This is a genomic window from Polynucleobacter sp. es-EL-1 (assembly GCF_018687975.1).
In the GTDB taxonomy this organism is placed as follows: domain Bacteria; phylum Pseudomonadota; class Gammaproteobacteria; order Burkholderiales; family Burkholderiaceae; genus Polynucleobacter.
Map to the genome: position 1 here is coordinate 834362 of NZ_CP061310.1, position 17193 is coordinate 851554.

The 17193-nt window shown below is 43.5% G+C and carries 19 protein-coding genes; 12 read left to right on the forward strand and 7 right to left on the reverse strand.

Annotated elements, in window-relative coordinates; all coding sequences use genetic code 11:
* Positions 1-11: 11 nt before the first annotated feature.
* Both FD974_RS04245 and FD974_RS04250 read right to left on the reverse strand, forming a co-directional pair.
* Positions 12-551: a hypothetical protein gene (locus tag FD974_RS04245; RefSeq protein ID WP_215366132.1), complete on the reverse strand. Its 540-nt coding sequence runs from the start codon at positions 549-551 to the stop codon at positions 12-14.
* A 47-nt stretch (positions 552-598) separates the two neighbouring features.
* Positions 599-1900 carry an amidase gene (locus FD974_RS04250; RefSeq protein WP_215366134.1) on the reverse strand — a complete coding sequence of 434 codons (1302 nt, stop codon included), beginning with the start codon at positions 1898-1900 and terminating at the stop codon, positions 599-601.
* 347 nt (positions 1901-2247) lie between these two features.
* Here FD974_RS04250 and FD974_RS04255 point away from each other — a divergent pair, with 347 nt between their 5' ends.
* Genes FD974_RS04255 through FD974_RS04275 form a run of 5 tightly spaced genes read left to right on the forward strand, consistent with a single transcriptional unit; the run spans position 2248 to position 4077 of the window.
* Complete coding sequence (locus tag FD974_RS04255; protein WP_215366137.1) at positions 2248-2544, forward strand: hypothetical protein; 297 nt, start codon at positions 2248-2250, stop codon at positions 2542-2544.
* A gap of 36 nt (positions 2545-2580) precedes the next feature.
* On the forward strand, positions 2581-3042 hold the full coding sequence (locus FD974_RS04260) for a Smr/MutS family protein (RefSeq protein WP_215366139.1): 462 nt from the start codon (positions 2581-2583) through the stop codon (positions 3040-3042).
* 42 nt (positions 3043-3084) lie between these two features.
* Positions 3085-3420 carry a YqjD family protein gene (locus FD974_RS04265; RefSeq protein ID WP_215366142.1) on the forward strand — a complete coding sequence of 112 codons (336 nt, stop codon included), beginning with the start codon at positions 3085-3087 and terminating at the stop codon, positions 3418-3420.
* Between the two features lie 7 nt (positions 3421-3427).
* Entirely contained in the window at positions 3428-3799 is a 372-nt protein-coding gene (locus FD974_RS04270) for a phage holin family protein (RefSeq protein WP_215366145.1), read from the forward strand.
* Positions 3796-4077 (forward strand): YqjK-like family protein, encoded by a 282-nt coding sequence (locus tag FD974_RS04275; protein WP_215366147.1) that lies wholly within the window; start codon positions 3796-3798, stop codon positions 4075-4077. The genes FD974_RS04270 and FD974_RS04275 overlap by 4 nt, the downstream gene beginning before the upstream one ends.
* Before the next feature lie 17 nt (positions 4078-4094).
* Here the strand turns inward: FD974_RS04275 and FD974_RS04280 are convergent, their stop codons facing one another.
* Positions 4095-4613, reverse strand: coding sequence for an adenine phosphoribosyltransferase (locus FD974_RS04280; RefSeq protein WP_215366150.1), 519 nt, complete (start codon positions 4611-4613; stop codon positions 4095-4097).
* A gap of 11 nt (positions 4614-4624) precedes the next feature.
* On the opposite strand from FD974_RS04280, the gene FD974_RS04285 reads away from it, so the two are divergent.
* Both FD974_RS04285 and FD974_RS04290 read left to right on the forward strand, forming a co-directional pair.
* Positions 4625-5182: a 5'-methylthioadenosine nucleosidase gene (locus tag FD974_RS04285; protein ID WP_215366153.1), complete on the forward strand. Its 558-nt coding sequence runs from the start codon at positions 4625-4627 to the stop codon at positions 5180-5182.
* Positions 5183-5207: 25 nt separating this feature from the next.
* Positions 5208-6887, forward strand: coding sequence for an AMP-binding protein (locus FD974_RS04290; protein ID WP_215366156.1), 1680 nt, complete (start codon positions 5208-5210; stop codon positions 6885-6887).
* 7 nt (positions 6888-6894) lie between these two features.
* Here FD974_RS04290 and FD974_RS04295 read toward each other — a convergent pair whose 3' ends face one another.
* Genes FD974_RS04295 through FD974_RS04305 form a run of 3 tightly spaced genes read right to left on the reverse strand, consistent with a single transcriptional unit; the run spans position 6895 to position 9659 of the window.
* Complete coding sequence (locus tag FD974_RS04295) at positions 6895-7803, reverse strand: transporter (protein ID WP_215366160.1); 909 nt, start codon at positions 7801-7803, stop codon at positions 6895-6897.
* A gap of 22 nt (positions 7804-7825) precedes the next feature.
* Positions 7826-8350 carry a hypothetical protein gene (locus tag FD974_RS04300; protein ID WP_215366163.1) on the reverse strand — a complete coding sequence of 175 codons (525 nt, stop codon included), beginning with the start codon at positions 8348-8350 and terminating at the stop codon, positions 7826-7828.
* A 4-nt stretch (positions 8351-8354) separates the two neighbouring features.
* On the reverse strand, positions 8355-9659 hold the full coding sequence (locus tag FD974_RS04305; protein ID WP_215366166.1) for a U32 family peptidase: 1305 nt from the start codon (positions 9657-9659) through the stop codon (positions 8355-8357).
* A 13-nt stretch (positions 9660-9672) separates the two neighbouring features.
* Here FD974_RS04305 and FD974_RS04310 point away from each other — a divergent pair, with 13 nt between their 5' ends.
* The 4 genes from FD974_RS04310 (at position 9673) to FD974_RS04325 (ending at position 13712) form a co-directional block, all read left to right on the forward strand.
* On the forward strand, positions 9673-9864 hold the full coding sequence (locus FD974_RS04310; RefSeq protein WP_215366169.1) for a hypothetical protein: 192 nt from the start codon (positions 9673-9675) through the stop codon (positions 9862-9864).
* An 18-nt stretch (positions 9865-9882) separates the two neighbouring features.
* Positions 9883-10467 carry a hypothetical protein gene (locus FD974_RS04315; RefSeq protein WP_215366172.1) on the forward strand — a complete coding sequence of 195 codons (585 nt, stop codon included), beginning with the start codon at positions 9883-9885 and terminating at the stop codon, positions 10465-10467.
* Between the two features lie 247 nt (positions 10468-10714).
* The gene (locus FD974_RS04320; protein WP_215366175.1) at positions 10715-12511 is read left to right on the forward strand and encodes an amidohydrolase; all 1797 of its coding nucleotides are present in this window, start codon (positions 10715-10717) and stop codon (positions 12509-12511) included.
* Between the two features lie 49 nt (positions 12512-12560).
* Positions 12561-13712, forward strand: a complete 1152-nt coding sequence (locus FD974_RS04325; RefSeq protein WP_215366179.1) for a linear amide C-N hydrolase — start codon at positions 12561-12563, stop codon at positions 13710-13712.
* 450 nt (positions 13713-14162) lie between these two features.
* Here FD974_RS04325 and FD974_RS04330 read toward each other — a convergent pair whose 3' ends face one another.
* Positions 14163-15092 carry a hypothetical protein gene (locus FD974_RS04330; RefSeq protein ID WP_215366182.1) on the reverse strand — a complete coding sequence of 310 codons (930 nt, stop codon included), beginning with the start codon at positions 15090-15092 and terminating at the stop codon, positions 14163-14165.
* Positions 15093-15194: 102 nt separating this feature from the next.
* On the opposite strand from FD974_RS04330, the gene FD974_RS04335 reads away from it, so the two are divergent.
* Complete coding sequence (locus tag FD974_RS04335; RefSeq protein ID WP_256437839.1) at positions 15195-16982, forward strand: sulfatase-like hydrolase/transferase; 1788 nt, start codon at positions 15195-15197, stop codon at positions 16980-16982.
* The last annotated feature ends 211 nt before the right edge of the window (positions 16983-17193 follow it).

Genomic DNA, 17193 nt, shown 5'->3' on the forward strand with positions numbered 1-17193 from the left:
TATTGCTCTAGTTATCTCGCTGATCCATCTACCGCCATCAGGTAGCCCTTAATGTACTGAGGGGGAATATACAAAATAGTTTCGTTACCTGTTTTGGAGCTCAAGCTAATTTGAAATCCCTTATCAAGGTGATCTTTAAGAAAAGCTTCAGTAACAGAGATTGATAGCAGTTCTCTAAAAATACAGCCGCGGTCACCACATGCGCCTGCCTCTCTACCAACCACCTTAAAAGTAGTCAGGGGCTTTCCTTTGAGGGATGCTGCATCGTAGTAGCGCCATTTAGAAAAATAGGTTAGTTGTGCGAGTATTTCAAAGGTCTTTGCACCTTGGCTATTACGCTCACCCCGAATGCTAAACATTTGATACGTATCTGTTTCATCCATTGAATTAATGGGTGGGCCTTGATAGGTCTTACTATTATTAGAGGGGTTTGGAGTGATGATGGTCGAGTGATACACATCATTGATTTCCCAGCCGCTGATCTTTTTATCATTGTTGCTGCAGGCAGCGAGCCCTAAACTGATTGCTAATACAAAAATAATTCTGTACATGGTTGTCCTCTAAAAGTTCTCGATCCTATTATCGTCTAATCAGAATGTTACTTTTTAAAACTACCTTCCGCAAAAGCGGCGATATTGATCAGTTTTTGATCATCTAGAAAATTTCCAATAAGTTGAACCCCCAGCGGTAAACCATGTTGAGATTGACTAAAGGGTAGGGCAATGGCGGGGGTGCCTATAAAGCTCCATAGGGAGCAAAAAATAGGGTTACCCGTAAATTCAAGGCCTTTTGGCGCTTCGCCAGTAGCGGCTGGTGCCAATATGGCATCAAAACGATTAAAGACTTCTTGAATAGAATTCCGTAAGCGCTTTTGTAGATTCTTGGCTTTGATGTAGTCGGGGGCGCTATAAGCATTGCCTTTTTGGACAAGCTCTCTAATATCTGCACTAATTAGGTCAGGGTATTTTGCTAGGTGCTGCTCGTGGACTACGGCAGCCTCGCATGACATGAGTACTGCCAAAGCTTCAATGCCTTCCCAGTAATAGGTGGGTAGCTCAAGCATTTCTGTGGTGGCGCCGGACTCTTCAAGAGATGCGACAGATGTCTTCATCACATTAATCTGCTCATCACTTAGTAGGTCATCGTAAGGCGTTTTAAGAAAAGCAATATGAGGCATACGACCCTGGAGTAGCTCCTGGATGGGTTTAATGTTTAAGTCCCCAATCACCTGTGCATCTTCCTCTGTGACGCTATTATTTTTAAGGAGATTAAATGCATAGGCAGCATCAGCGACAGATCTTGTAAAAAAACCAACATGATCTAAGGAGCCTGAGACTGGGTGTACCCCAAGGCGTGGAACGGTCCCAAAACTTGCCTTATAGCCAACCACGCCACAGTAAGTTGCCGGCCTAATAATCGAGCCAGCAGTTTGGGAGCCCAAGCCTAATGGTGCAATTCCGCTAGCTACGGCTGCAGCAGAGCCGCTAGAAGATCCACCGGGGGTATGGGCAAGATTCCAAGGGTTACTGGTTTTACCTGGCGTGCGCCAAGCAAATTCTGTCGTTACTGTTTTTCCAAAGATCACGCCGCCAAGTTTGCGAACGTGTTTGACGATCTGAGCATCATCAGTGGGGATGTGATGTTGATAAATCGGTGATCCATAGCTGGTCACAAAGTCTTTCGTATCGATCAAGTCTTTAACCACCACGGGTATTCCCATGAGGGGCCCCGGATGAACCTCTTCAATCAAGGTAGCCAGAATTGCTCTGGCAGTAAAGGCATTGATAGAGGGCTCAAGCTCGTCTGCGCGGGCTACGCACTCCCCAAGGTATTGGTTTACCGATAGCTGCTTATTGGCTATCAGATTGCAGGCTTCTATGAGTCCTAAGGCTGGTTTCATGGGGGGGTGTCTCGCTGAATGAATAGTCGCTAATGAGTCACTTTATCACTAGCTTAGCAACTCTGTTTTCAGATCTATTTTTTTAAATTTGTTACCAAAATCCAACAATTTATTAAAGTTCACAACTTCACAACTTCTGTGGTATAGTATTCGTTAAGGAGGGCAAATGAGAAGAGCGATACCAAAAACACATCAAGCTTTAGATTGGATAGGGAAGGGGATGAGCGCAGCTCAGGCTGCCCGAAAGATGGAGATTTCAGAATCAAGCGTTTACGCAGCCCTGAGAAAAAGCAGGGCCAAAGATTTAGGTTGCTGTCCTACTTGTGGTCATAAATTAAGGAAATAAGATGAAAAAGACTCTACTCGCCATTGCATCAATCTCTGTTGCTGCTTTTGCATATGCAAATTCATCAAACGACTCAGCAGAACTTGTCAATCAACAATGCAAGATATCTGCTGAAGCGGTATCAACATTAAAAGAATTGCGTTATGGCAATACGTCGATTCGCAAAGATGTGGCCAATTTAATTAACGTGAATCTCAAGGTGCAGGAAAATAAAGAATCCGCAGCTCAAACCTTGAATCGCATGGTTGATGACTCTGTTACTACTGCATCGGCATTAGAAGCAAAGTACTGCTCATAATGGATCAGAGTAGGTCATCCAGATTGATTGGGATTCATGGCCTATTCATTTGAGTGTCTGGAATGTGGCAATCCTCGCGGAATGGGTGAGGAGTGTCAGCATTGTGGAAGTAAAACGCCGCCACAATCACTAAGCGATACTTTGGTCTTTAATCTGAAGCAAGATGGCCCTAGGGTTGAGGAGGCAATAGAGCGTCTGCGAGACTGCTTGCGAACCGCCACAGATTTGGGTATTAAAGCAATGATATTGATTCATGGATATGGGTCAAGTGGTCAAGGTGGCAGGATTAAATGGGCTGTGCATGAAGCCCTAGAGAGTAATCAATTTTCTGATCGTGTCGATGAATATCATTTTGGTGAGCATACTGCTTATGGAAGTGAGGCTTATCACGCCTTGCTGCGGAGAAGGCCAAGCCTAAAGACGCACTTAAAGCACTTCAAAGAGGGTAATGCTGGGATGACGGTATTAATCTTGAGTTCCCGCTCCAGAATTGCTTAGAATGCTCTTATTAGGCAACCCATAACATCAGTAAGGACAGGTATGACCGTGAAAAAATCCTCTCATGCGCAAGATGAGGCGCCAGTAAGCTCAGAACACTTAATTGGGGACTTTAAGGCCTTGATGGCAGATGCTGAAGCGCTCATTAAAGCCACGGCACATCATGAAGAGGGTCCGCTAAGTGCGATTCGCTCAAAAGCGTTAGATACTCTGGCCAATGCCAAGGAAACGCTTTCCTCTGCCGAAGGGACTTTGACTGAGAAGGCCAAAATAGCCGCAGAGAGCGCTGATGATTTTGTTCATCGCAACCCCTGGGAAGCCGTGGGTGTTGCTGCAGGTTTGGGTTTGTTAATTGGCCTATTCATTGGTCGTCGCTAGGCAGCTCATGTCTCAAGAAAATCTCTTATCCTCACTCAAGGGCTTAGTCTCTACCGGTGCATCGATTGCGCAGACCCGCCTTGAGTTAATTTCGACTGACGTTCAAATTGCGCGAAGCAAATTTCTAAGCTTATTGGTATTGATCGCCTGCACATTATTTTTTCTATTCTTTGGCTTAGTTATGCTGGCACTGCTGATGGTGATTTATAGCTGGGAAACTGATCGGATGATGGCCCTTAGCTTATTGACCAGTGGTTTCCTAGCTGTTGGCTTGATACTCGCCTTGGTGGTTTTGCGTTCACTCAAGACCATGCCAAAGTTATTTGAAGCGAGTATTACGGAGTTGGCAAAAGATCGTCAGGAGCTCGCTAAAAGATGAGCCGCAGCCTTGAAGAGCTAGAGGCTCGTCAAAAGATATTGCAAGCGAGAGCTGCGCACGAGCGTACTCAGTTTGCTGAGCATTTTGAGGCAATTGAAAAGCCTTTGTCTTGGGCGGATAAAGGGATCGATGCCTTCCAGTTCATGAAGAATAATCCGGTACTTTGGACCAGTGCATTTGCAGTGCTAGCGCACTATCGTCCAAAATTGGCTAGCAAAGTATTAGCAGTAGGTTGGGGCGGTCTGAAGTTGCTAAGAGGCGTAAAAACACTGCTTTAACTAATACAGCACTTGCCTTAAGCAGTCATTACAGTTCTGTTGGTAATTCCTTTTTGCATAAGCGTATTTCCACCTTGTAGTCCGCTAATTTCCAGCAAGGTGAGTGCGCCTGCCACATCAAACCCTGCATTCTTGAGCAATTGACTGGCCGCGACAATCGTACCGCCAGTTGCTAGAACATCATCCACAATTAACACTCTGGCATTCTTGGGCAAGGTTGACTGCTGAAGCTCTAAAGAATCTGTGCCATATTCCAAGCCATAGGATTGGCGATGGCTCGCTAGCGGGAGCTTATTGGGTTTTCTGGCTAGCGCAAAACCGGTACCAGTATGGTGCGCTAATGTGGCCCCAAAGATAAAACCGCGGGACTCTATTCCCAGAATATGGGTATATTCAAATGGTTTTGAAGCACTTTCTAGCTGCAAAATAGCCTCTTTGAAGGCGGCTGGATTGGCTAATAAAGGAGAAATGTCCCTAAAGAGAATTCCAGGCTTTGGAAAGTCAGGTACTCCGGGTAGATAATCTAATAAATTCATTTTGGGCTGATATGAAATCACAATTACTCATTATTACCGCATTAGAGTCTGAGCTCAATAAAGCCGCATTGCCTGCTGGAGTCAATCTGGTCTATTCGGGTATTGGCAAGATTAATGCCGCGATGACGAGTTTTGCGGCAATTCATGAATTTAATCCAAAACGGGTAATTAATTTTGGTACTGCAGGTAAAGTCAACTCGGATTTGCACGGTTTGCTGGAGATTGGTAAGGTGATTCAGCGTGATATGTTGGCTGAGCCCTTGGCGCCCCGAGGTCAAACTCCATTTTGCAATAAGCCCCGGGAATATCTCTCTCTAGGCGGTGAACATATTTGTGGTTCAGGTGATAGCTTTGTAACTGCAACAGATCCTTGGTTGCTTGAGCAAGGTATTGATGTCGTAGACATGGAGTTGTTCCCCATCGCTGCAAGTGCTTATCACTTTAATATTCCTTGGCAATCCTTTAAGTACATTACAGATGCCGCCAATGAAGATGCAGGTAAGGATTGGCACGAAAAGAAGAATCATGGAGAAGAGTTGTTCTTAATGCGCTTAAAAGAACTGCTGTAGCTGCCTCCTTATCCCTATTTACTCAATGTCTAATCTGAACCCAAAGTTCCCTTGGCTAAAGCATTATCTGGAGGGCGTCCCTCATGAGATCAATCTTGCTAGTCATGCTTCTTTGCTTGAATTAATCGAATCATCCTTTGCGCAATTTCCTGATCGCGTAGCGATGGAGTCAATGGGTAAGACGATGTCTTATCGCAAGCTAGATGTTTTATCTCAGGAGTTTGCGGCATATCTGCAGACTCTAGGATTAGAGCCTGGTGCGCGCGTAGCCATTATGTTTCCCAATGTGCCGCAATATTTAATAGCGATGCTGGGAACTCTGCGTGCAGGCTTTACTGTTGTTAATGTCAACCCGCTATATACACCTCGTGAGCTGGAGCATCAGTTGCGCGATAGTGGTGCAGAGGTGCTGGCAATTTTAGAGAATTTTGCACATGTCTATCAATCGATTGGTAATCCATCGCTTGTTCAGAAAGTGATTGTGAGTAGTCTTGGCGAGAGCTTGGGACCTAAAGGGGTCTTGGTCAATTTAATTGCACGCCATGTGAAAAAAATTGTGCCGCATTGGGACTTTCCGTGTATTAAATTCAATCAAGCGCTCAAGATTGGTAGAGGTCATGGCTACAGAAGGCCGACTCTAAACTTAGACGATATTGCTTTCTTGCAATACACCGGTGGTACTACTGGCGTCTCTAAGGGTGCCGTCCTATTGCATCGAAATATATTGGCTAATATCCTGCAGATAGAAGCATGGTTAGACCCCGCATTGGTTTCTCGTCAAGAGCGGCAACTTGTATTTCTATGCGCTTTGCCTTTGACCCATATTTTTGCCCTAACAGCCTGCGCGCTTTTGGGGATGCGTAAGGGCGGCAAGTTATTGTTGGTAGTTAACCCAAGAGATATTGGTGGATTTATTAAATACCTTGCTCAGCATCCTGAAATCAATATCTTTCCTGGTGTCAATACGCTGTTTCATGCACTGATTCACCGACCAGAGTTTTTAAAGGTTAAGTTTCCCAATCTGCTGGTCACCATTGGTGGCGGCATGGCGGTCCAAAGAAAAACGGCAGAGTTGTGGCAAAAATTAACGGGCGTCCCGATTGCGCAAGGCTATGGACTTTCAGAAACTTCCCCTGTGGTTTGTGTTAACACCCCTTTTGTTAAAGAGTTCACTGGATCCATTGGTATGCCAGTGCCTAGTACTGACGTATTGATTCTGGATGAAGAGGATCAGGAGCTTCCATTTGGCAGTCCTGGTGAGATTGCCATTAAGGGCCCTCAAGTGATGACGGGGTACTGGAATAGACCTGAAGATACCGCCCAATGTATGACGCCACAGGGCTACTTTAAGTCAGGTGATATTGGCACTATGAGTGCGGATGGCTTTGTTCATATTGTCGATCGTAAAAAAGATATGATCGTTGTGGCAGGCTTCAAAGTATTTCCAAATGAAGTGGAAGAGATCATCGCCCAAATGCCTGGAGTGGGTGAGTGCGCTGTCGTTGGAGTACCGCATCGCAAGCTCGGTGAAATCGTCAAAGCCTTTATTGTCAAAACTGACCCCAATCTGAGTGAGGCTCAGGTGATAGCTTACTGCAAAGAGCAGATGACGACTTATAAGCGCCCTCGAAAAATCATTTTTATTGATGAGATGCCAAAATCAATTGTCGGAAAAATCTTGCGTCGGCATTTGCGAGATGCCTGATAGATTTCTAGAGGCCGCCACCAAACCGATATTGCCAAGATAGACCAATCAGATCGTAATTATTATTGGTTCTAGAATAGGCGCCAGTACTAGCTGAGAGCCGAATCGAGTTATGTCGATTAATCGGGTAGGACAAGGTGCTACCAAAACGCCAATTCTCTTGATTGCCGCTAATAGGAGCCCCATTTAAATAAGACTGACCTCCGGTGAAATACGTCGCATCCACTGAAAGCCAGGCAGTATTTTGAAAATAGTAAATGGCATGGGTTTGTGTTGAGTACACAGGATTTTGTGACAGGGAATTACCACCCATAAAATCGGTATTACTAGTATAGAAAATGCCGGCACCTGCTAACTCAAACCTCCACGGGCCAATTGCCTTAGAGGCACCAATACCCGGCTGAACAAACCATCGGTTTGCACCGACATTGATGATTTGACTATCGTTGTATTTCCCCCAAGGGACTGATGCTGTCATGCTCACACCGACAATCAAATCCTGTTGGTAATTCTTAAACTGATCTAGGCTCAATGCAGGTGCGCCATATAAATTAATAGCAGCCTTAATTAAAGGGTCGGATAAACCCTCCGTACTGGCATTTACAGTACTTCCGCCAACGCTAGTTGAGCCAGTTAATTGACTGTAGGGAAGTACTAGGGTGAGTTTTCCAGATTGACCGCCAGCATCAAAGATATGAGTCAGACTCATGACTTCGCTTGTCAAAGTATAGGTGCCGCTCTTGGCTTGCACTACGCCTGCCGTCAGAAAGTTAATACCAATTGGCGCATTGGAATAGGTGCGCGCTTCAATCTCCTGTGCGCTTACTATTTTCGGTAAAAGGGCGAGCCACAATAACAGGGCAAGCAGAAAAGCGGCTGATGCACTTTTAGTGAAAGAGAGTATTGCGGTGCTCACAAAGCGATTGCTCGGCAGGATGCTACTTCTTACCCAGCAAAAGCTCATGGGTTGCTGCAGTGCCAAGGGCTAGTTTAAAGCCTGTAAAGATCAAGTAAGGCCAAACTATTAACCAGTAGACAATCGACATTGCCACAACATGGAGGGGGTTGGATTGTCCAAAATCCGCTAAGGAGGCAATAAATTCTTTGCCATGAATGACTCCATCAACACCTGCTTCAAGATAGTTCAATGCGATGACAACCAATAAATAGAAAAGTGATTCCAGAAATAGAGAATTCACGATGCCACTTTTTTGATTGATTTTGATGGGGTATACCATTTGTGCGATGAGCATAAACTTGGCGCATAAAGCGGCCTTAATAATCGCAAAGCCAAAAAGGGTGAAAGAAAGTGATTGAATATGCAGCGTGGTTACCGATAAAAGCGTTAAAGCACAAAACCAAATAGAGAAGTACACCGTTAGCTCAAACGCCTTCAGAATTTCTTCTTTAGCTTTATCTTTAAAGCTTAATTTGACTGGCGCAGAAGTGGCTGGTTGATTCATATAGTTATTGGCAACTATTGCAAGAGGAGGCCGCTTCTACTGGAGCAGGATCTTGCGTATAGCGAGCGATAAAAGCGCGCTTTCCCTTCATTGGAAGCTTAATCCAAACAAAGTGTCCAGATCCAGGCGCCACATCAATCGGCTCGCCCTTGAGATTCCACATGGCTTCAAGCGTAATATCTTGATTACCCTCCGGCTCAATGATTTCTAATGTATCGCCTACAGAAAAACGATTCTTGACGTCTACTTTGATTCGGCCGGAAGCTTCATCCATCTCGAGAGTTTCACCAACATAAAGACTTCTGCCAGAGAGTGAGTGACCTCGCATATAGAGTTGATACTCTTTGTCATGATGGCGTTCATAAAAACCATCGGTGTAACCGCGATTGGCTAGACCCTCTAAATTGCCAATGAGGGACATATTCATTGGTCTTCCAGCTACCGCATCATCAATGGCAGTGCGGTATGCCTGACAAGTGCGTGAGACGTAGTAGGGTGATTTGGTGCGACCTTCAATCTTAAAAGAGTCCACGCCCATTTTAGTGAGGCGTTCAATATGTTCAATCGCACGCAGATCTTTCGAGTTCATAATGTAGGTGCCATGCTCATCTTCTTCCATGGGCATTAAATCATCTGGACGACGCGCTTCTTGCAGAAGTACTACATCACCACTGGTATTTTGTTGCCCCGGCTTGACCTTGTAGTCCCAGCGACAAGCATTCGTACAAGCGCCTTGATTGGAGTCTCTATGGGACATATAGCCTGAGAGCAAACAGCGACCAGAGTAGGCGATGCACAAAGCGCCGTGTACAAATACTTCCAATTCCATTTCGGGGCAATCTTGACGCACTTCTTCAATCTCATCAAACGAGAGCTCACGAGATAGAATCACACGGCTAATACCTACTGAGCGCCAAAATTTCGCAGAGGCGCCATTCACGGTATTAGCCTGAACCGACAAGTGAATCGGCATATCAGGCCAAGCTTCTCTAGCCATCATGATGAGTCCTGGATCAGACATGATCATGGCATCAGGCTTCAAAGCAACTACAGGATCCATATCGTTAATATAGGTGCGCGTCTTGCCGCCATGAGGCAACAAGTTAGAAACTAAATAAAACTTTTTACCCAAAGCATGCGCGGTATCAATCCCTTCTTTGAGGGTCTCCATTTTTCCAAAGTCGTTATTGCGCACGCGGAGTGAATAACGTGGCTGTCCGGCATAAATAGCATCCGCACCAAAGTCAAAAGCGGTGCGTAACATATTGAGGCTGCCGGCAGGGGCTAAAAGTTCTGGGATCTTGGTCATATGGGCTATTTTAGTGAATACAGCCATTCTTGGTGGATTTACCCCAACACCCAGCTCTGGGAGCCACCAGACCAGCTTTTATAACGACATTCTAGGTAATCAGGCCGGTATGAAGAGTATCCTACGGGGTCTGTGGCGAGCATTGCAAAAAAGAGCGGGGAGCCTTCCTTTAGATCGTCCACCCGAAATTGAAGGCACTTATTAAAGAATCAGAAAGAACGCAATGACAAAACTCACATCTAAGCCAATCCTAAAAAAAGCAAGTGGCATTTTGGCGCAAGAGTTTGCTATACCTAAGGACATCGCCTGGGCATGGGTCACATTATTATTGTCACAAGAAGAGCAAAAGCGCGATAGTGAAGAAAAACGCTATGCCCGCATTGCAGAATTCGAAGCCTGGATTACTGAGCTCAATTTACCAACTGACCCTAAAAATCCTACAAGCAGTGCCGTAAGTCCTGAGTCGGTAAAAAATTCCGCTAGAAACGTATTTGAGTGGCCCCATGAATATATTTTTGATGAGCCGGCGGCAGTCAAGCATCCAGACTCTAAAGTTACTTACAGCGATACGATTACTAAACCAATCCTAGATGCCATTAAAGATGCTGGTGGATCTGATGATCGCCTTCAACTCATTACCTTAGTGGAAGGCTATGCAAAAGAGGGTAGAGAGCCATTTGCCAATGTCACACCAGAGGGCATTGAATGGAAGGGCAATAATTGGTCGGAAGGTGGAAAACTCAATCTCCTTACCATTAAGACCTTAAATAACCGCCTCGCTAATCTAAAAAAGAAGGGGCTGATCTAAGTCCAACTTTGTTTCCCGAGCCCCAAGAGAAGAAACCACCTATAAGGTGGTTTTCTTATATCTAGCTAATCGATCTGTGCTAGAACCAAGGGCCTGCGAATTCAATAGCTGTCAAAGGGTTGGATTTAGCGCTTTATTGTAAGTATCTATAGGTTTCGTATAATCAAGTTTATTAATCTAGGTTGGTCAATTTATCCAATACGCTATATTGTCAACTTACAGATACTAATATTCATAAAAAAATAATATGAGCCGCACATCACTCCTCAAAGCTTTACCTTTTTTCTCGCTTTGCTTCTTGTCCCATCTGGCTGCTGCAGAAGTTCAAATTCTAAAAGCATCCACCATTATTACGATGGATGAGAAAAATCCCCGTGCTGAAGCCATTGCTTTTGACACAACAACAAAAAAGATTATTGCCGTAGGATCTTTAAAGGATGTTCAGGCTAGCGCACCAAAGGCCACTGTAAAAGACTTGGGTTCTACAGTATTAATGCCGGGCTTTATTGATCCACATAATCATCCGATACTTTCTGGAATCACGACTCAGGCACCAGCCTATTGGATTGCACCCTATGTTGGCGCTAAAAGCTGGTCAGATGTTCAAGCAATAATCAAAAAGGCCGACGCAGAAGCCCCAGCTGGCAGACCTTTGGTATTTAATGGCCTTGATAGACTTTTGCAGCAAGCGCCTCTACCAACACGGGATGTCCTTGATAAGCTGACACCAAGTGGTCGCGCAATTATTGTTGTTGATAATTCTGGACATGCGGTTTATTTCAATACTGCAACAATTAAGATTTTAGGATGGAAGAATCAGAAACCTCCTGTTAATCCAGTAGGCGGTAGTTATGGTCGATACAAAGATGGAACCTCAAACGGTATTGCTAATGAATCAGCTGCATTAATGGCGGTGATTGGCCCGATCCTACCTAAAGCTGTGCCACACATTTTGCTCTCTAGTGCAAAGTGGTATGCGTATATGGCTTCTATGGGTATCACCTCGACATCTGAGCACACTTACAACACGGGTATGTACAAGGGCTATCAGGCGCTAGCATCGGTACCGGACACCCCATTGAGAATGCACGTTTATCACATGGCAATTGAGCCAGATGCAGGTGCTCAAGTCACTTGGTCTGACCCAAGCTTAGTTCGTAAAAACGGTATTAAGCTTTGGGCTGATGGCAGTCCTTGGTTGGGTACGGTTGCACAAAGCTTTCCTTATTTAGAAAATGCACGCACCAAGCAGGCCGAAATTATTATTGGACCGCTGGGCGAGAAGGGGATGAATTACACCCGCCTACAGCTTGATCAAATGCTAGATAAATATGCGCCTATGGGTTATCAAATGGCATTTCACTGCAATGGTGACGTTGGCTTTGATGTCGTGTTAGATGCCTATGAGAATGCCCTTAATAAATATAAGCTCACAGGTACAGATCACCGTTGGCGTGTTGAGCACCTGGGTGCAGCACGTGCAGATCAATTCCAACGCGCTGAACGACTTGGCGTAACAGTCTCGCTTGCTCCTTTTCAATATATCTATTGGGGTGATTTATTGGACGGAACCATGTTTGCGCCTGAATATGGTTCACAGTGGCAACGGGCTGGCGATGGGGTGAAAATGAAAACACGCACCACCTTTCATAATGATGGCTCTGTATCGCCGCCAGATACCTTAAGAAATATCCAGCATATGGTGACTCGCACTACTGATTCTGGGAAGGTGCATGGAGCAAACCAAGCAGTAACCCTTGATCAGGCTCTAAAAGCATCCACGATTAATGGCGCTTATCAGTTAAAGCGTGATAAAGAGATTGGCTCTCTTGAAGTAGGAAAATATGCTGACTTAGTTGAGCTTTCAGCTGATATTACCGCTGTGAAACCAAATGAGATTGTTGAAAAGGTCAAAGTGAAAGGTACATGGCTCGGTGGCAAGAAGATTGATACCAAAAAATTCTTAGAGCAAATTACGGCAATTGACCCAACGCAGCATCAAGGTATGGCGGATTCTGCTCTTAAAAATGCGCATAGCCATTAATTCGAGTTAAAGAAGCGATAAAAACCCAAATTTCTATACAGGAATACCTATGAACAACAGATTAAAAAAAATAATTGCCGTCAGTTTAATTTTAGGCACATCTCTAACATCTATTCCAGTTTCTGCCTGCACTATGTTGTCCTATACGGATACTAAAGGTAATTCATATGTAGGTAGAACTAATGAGTATCCGGGGATGCTGCCAGATGAACTTACGTACTATCCTGTTGGCACGCGTATTGAATCTGTTACTCCGGATGGCAAGCAAGGTTATCAATTTAAGACCAGATATGCGGTTTTTGGAGCAACTCTAAAGGGAATGGTTCCAAACTCGAAGCAAGATACTATTCATGAAGGAGTAAACGATCAGGGTATGTCGATTTCCGCTCTGGAATTTACAGAAAATGGCCAACCTAAAATTACCGCCACTCCAGATAAGGTTTTGTCTGCGACTGATTTTGGAACCTGGGCACTTGGAAGCTTCAAAACTATTAGCGAACTCAGGGCGGCACTAGAGCGAGACGGGATTCAGTTTTGGTTACCCCGAGTCAAGAGCATGGGAAATGTAATTACGCCAGTTCATTTTTCGATCATTGATCGTACTGGTGATGCTGCTGTTGTTGAGTTCACAGGAGGCAGGCTCAACATACATCAAAATTCTGTAGGCGTTTTAACAAACGACCCAGAATTTCCATGGCACTTGAAGAATCTTCAAAACTTTGCCGGATTGACAAATATCGATAAAAATACTGGGCAATTTAATAAGTTCAAAGTGAATGCCCCAGACGCCGGTGGCGCTCTCAGATCTCTTCCTGCTTCTAACTTATCGCCAGACCGTTTTATTAAGGCCGCCTATTACTCCAATTTTGCTACAAAAGCCACTACACCTGATGGTGCGATTTTGGCTTTATCTCACTTAATGAATAATTTTGATCGTCCTGCAGGGATTACTATTGATAAACCTAGTTCCTCAAGCGTTGGTGAATCAGTTGCATCCAGCAAGCCCACATCAGAAGTAACTTTTTTCACTTCATTAAAAGACCTCAATCGGAATTTATTCTACATTCGCACCATAGGTATGATGAATTATGTGAAGGTTGATATTAATAAATTGGGCGCTATCAAGTCAGTAAAAATAGTTTCATTCAGCTCCCTTGAAAAGTATTCGGGATTTAATGCTGAAGAACTATTTCTAAACTAAATAAAGCACTCTTGAGTAGCGCAAATGGCTTATTTTGATTGGGAACTGCCTTCAGCATGCATGTAATGTTCATTGGATCGGATATCGGTAGAACAATTTGAGCTATTCCCTACCAGGCAATAGCAATAAGTAAGCCCCTAGATTGCTCTAGGGGCTTACTTATTTGGCTCCTCGACCTGGGCTGAAACCAAAGGTATGCGAATTGAATATCCGCAAGTAAGGGCTCTAGGCTGTTAGGTTAGCCAGCTGCCTATCAATTAGCGTATCAGGAAATAAAGTTGAAATTTTCTAAACCATTTATATGGCCATCTACTTAGAAAAAGACACCCCCAACCGGATCGATACCCTCTGGGGGGTGATGAGGGTTTATTTTTCAGCTAGCACTATGTATCGTTTGTAGGAGTATTGCTCCATTGATCCATTAAGCTTGTTTTTTATATTTTACGAGAATTAGAAGGCAAAATTAATGCTTCCGCCAAGAGCCAAATTTACTGAAGAACCTCTTGTATTTTGATATTGACTGAACACTGAAACATGAACCTTATCTAGAACTTTATAGTTAATCGTAGCGCCTAGAGTATCTTGAGTAGTTGTATACCCGCCAATAATATTTTTATTATAAGGATAGTAAGAAATAATAAAAAAAGATCGCTCTGTTGTTCTCAGGCTTGCACTTATTAGTGCGCCATTAATTGTTTTTGGTTGATAGTATTGATTGATTATTTCAGAGCTGTTATTTTGAAAGGTTCCGATTGCATAACCCAAACTTAGTGGAGGCATATATTCACTAGCCTGCCAATTTATTTTGGGAATAATCTGCCTGAATGATCCAAGAGAAAATTCTTGATAGTTGAACGTTGCTGAGGTCGATAACGTTGTTCTATTTTTAAATTCTGGGAACTTATATTCTGGAGAAAATAGTAGGGAATATTTATAGGTGTATGCATTTGCCGTGCCAACCCCTACTGAACTATTAATGCTAATGTGCGGGTCAGGTTGGTAGTTAAATCCTAAAACCGTATTGCTCAAATTTATATTACCTTGTTTTTGATATAGCTCGCTGGCAATAATTTTCCACTGATGATTAACTTTATACAGCCCCTGTGCCACTTGAGTAATGAGATTATCTTGAGCGGGACCGGTCGTCCATTTTTGAACACTTCCGAAGATTGAAAAGGGTAGGGGTGCTTTATCGTTCAGCAGCAACACTTGTTGTTGTGTTGATTGTATATTTCCGTAATCGGTAAAGAGATGAGTATTGGTATAAGTGTTTTGAGTTGATGGGTTGTTTAGTTCTGCTAAGGCTGGATGAAAAGCAATATTTACCAAAATTACTATGAATTTAGAGGAAAATCTCAATAGATATTTCAGTGACATCATTTAACTATCAAATAGTTTAATATTTGTTCAGGCCGGCAATCGAACGAAGTAATAAGGCGTTAGTTTTTTATAATTATTCCATAGGAATGGAATGGAGATTAAATGAACTCTGAGAACAACACTCCTAAGAATCCATCACGTAGAGCTCTTTTGGAATCCGGCGCTGCCCTGTTCGGATCTACCTTGATTCCAAATTCTGCGGTTGCAGCATCAAAGACGGCCCATCAGGCGGCTACTTCTGTTAATTCACCAGATTCACCTCCAGCTGGTTACAACATTCTTTATATCTTGGTTGATCAGGAGCATTTTTTTGAAAAATGGCCATTCCCAGTTCCAGCACGAGAGGCTATAAAGAAAAAGGCAATTACCTTCTTAAATCATCAAGCTGCGGGCATGGTTTGCTCCTCCGCGCGCTCAGTTTTATATACAGGCCATCATATACAAGAGACTGGTATTTTCGATAATTTAAATTATGTTTGGCAGCAAAACTTATCAACCAGCATCAAAACCATAGGCCATCGCTTAACTGAGTTAGGATACTACCCCGCATATCAGGGGAAGTGGCATTTGTCTGCCAACATGGACCTTACCTCGAATCCCGTTGACGCTCCATTGAAGGAGTACCAGGAAACAATAGCGTCATATGGCTTTAAAGATTACTTTGGAATTGGTGATTTAACAGATACCACCTTGGGTGGCTATCATTATGATGACGTTACCGTTTCCTCAACAAGCACTTGGTTCAGAACTAAAGCGCAAGAGCTAAAAGGAAAAGGGCAGCCCTGGTTTTTAGCTGTAAATTTCGTTAATCCTCATGATGTGATGTACTTTAATTCTGATTTGCCTGGTGAAAATATTCAAAGCAAATCTCACGCAATGAATATTGCAAGAGCACCACAAGATGAAATTTATAGTGCTACTTGGGATGCGCCATTGCCAGCTACACGTGGACAGCCTTTCGATTCGCCTGGAAGGCCTGTGGGGCAAAAAATATATCAAGCAATACAAGATCTAATGGTGGGTCCATGGCCCAATGAAGATAGGCGCTGGAAAGCTCTTCAAGACTATTACTTCAACGCAATTCGTGATTGTGACCTTCGTGTGCAATCAATCCTAAATATTCTGAAGCAAAATGACATGGAAAAAAATACCATTATCATTTTCAATGCTGATCACGGTGAATTAGGCGGGCACCATCAATTGCGGGGTAAGGGAACTACAGCATATCGTCAGCAAAATCATATTCCTCTGATGATTGTTCATCCCGCATATCCTGGAGGAGTCGAGTGTAAGGCTTTAACTTCTCAGGTTGATATTGCTCCTACTATTATTGGTTTAACTGGAGTTAACGAGGCTACTCGCCATCAGGCTAGTGCGGGATTGCAGGGAAGAGATTTTTCGGGCTTGTTAAAAAATCCTACTCAGGCAAAGATCGATAGTTTGCGTCCATCAGCTTTATTCAACTTTGATATGCTGTCATATCAAGATGTACGATGGGCAGCCCTAACTATTGATACCAAAAAATATCGATCCCTTAATGCAAAACAGCAATTAGCTATGCTAGAAAAGCACCCGCCTAATTTTTCAAACAGAACATCCATCAGAAGTTTTTTTGATGGAAGATATCGATTCTCGAGATACTTTGCTCCAAACAACTTTAATACTCCAAGAACGATGGAGGAGTTGATATTAAATAATGATCTTGAGGTCTATGATCTTCACAATGATCCAGAAGAGATTCGAAATTTGGCTCTCGATATAAATGCTAATCAAGAGCTCATATTTTCTTTAAATCTGAGCTTAAATGCGCTGATTGCAAAGGAAGTAGGGGTTGATAAGGGTCTGTATATGCCAATTCGCAATGGGAAGTGGTACTTTGACAAAAGTTAAAGTAAAGATGTTCTAGTCGAGCGCATAAACCAGTTCAACTTATATCCATCACATCGTCATAAGAAAAAGCCCCTAGATTGCTCTAGGGGCTTACTTATTTGACTCCTCGACCTGGGCTCGAACCAGGTACCTACGGATTAACAGAGGAAAAAAACTTTAGTAGCATGCAGAAATTAATTGGAAGCATCAGTAAAAATTAGGAGATTAGCTA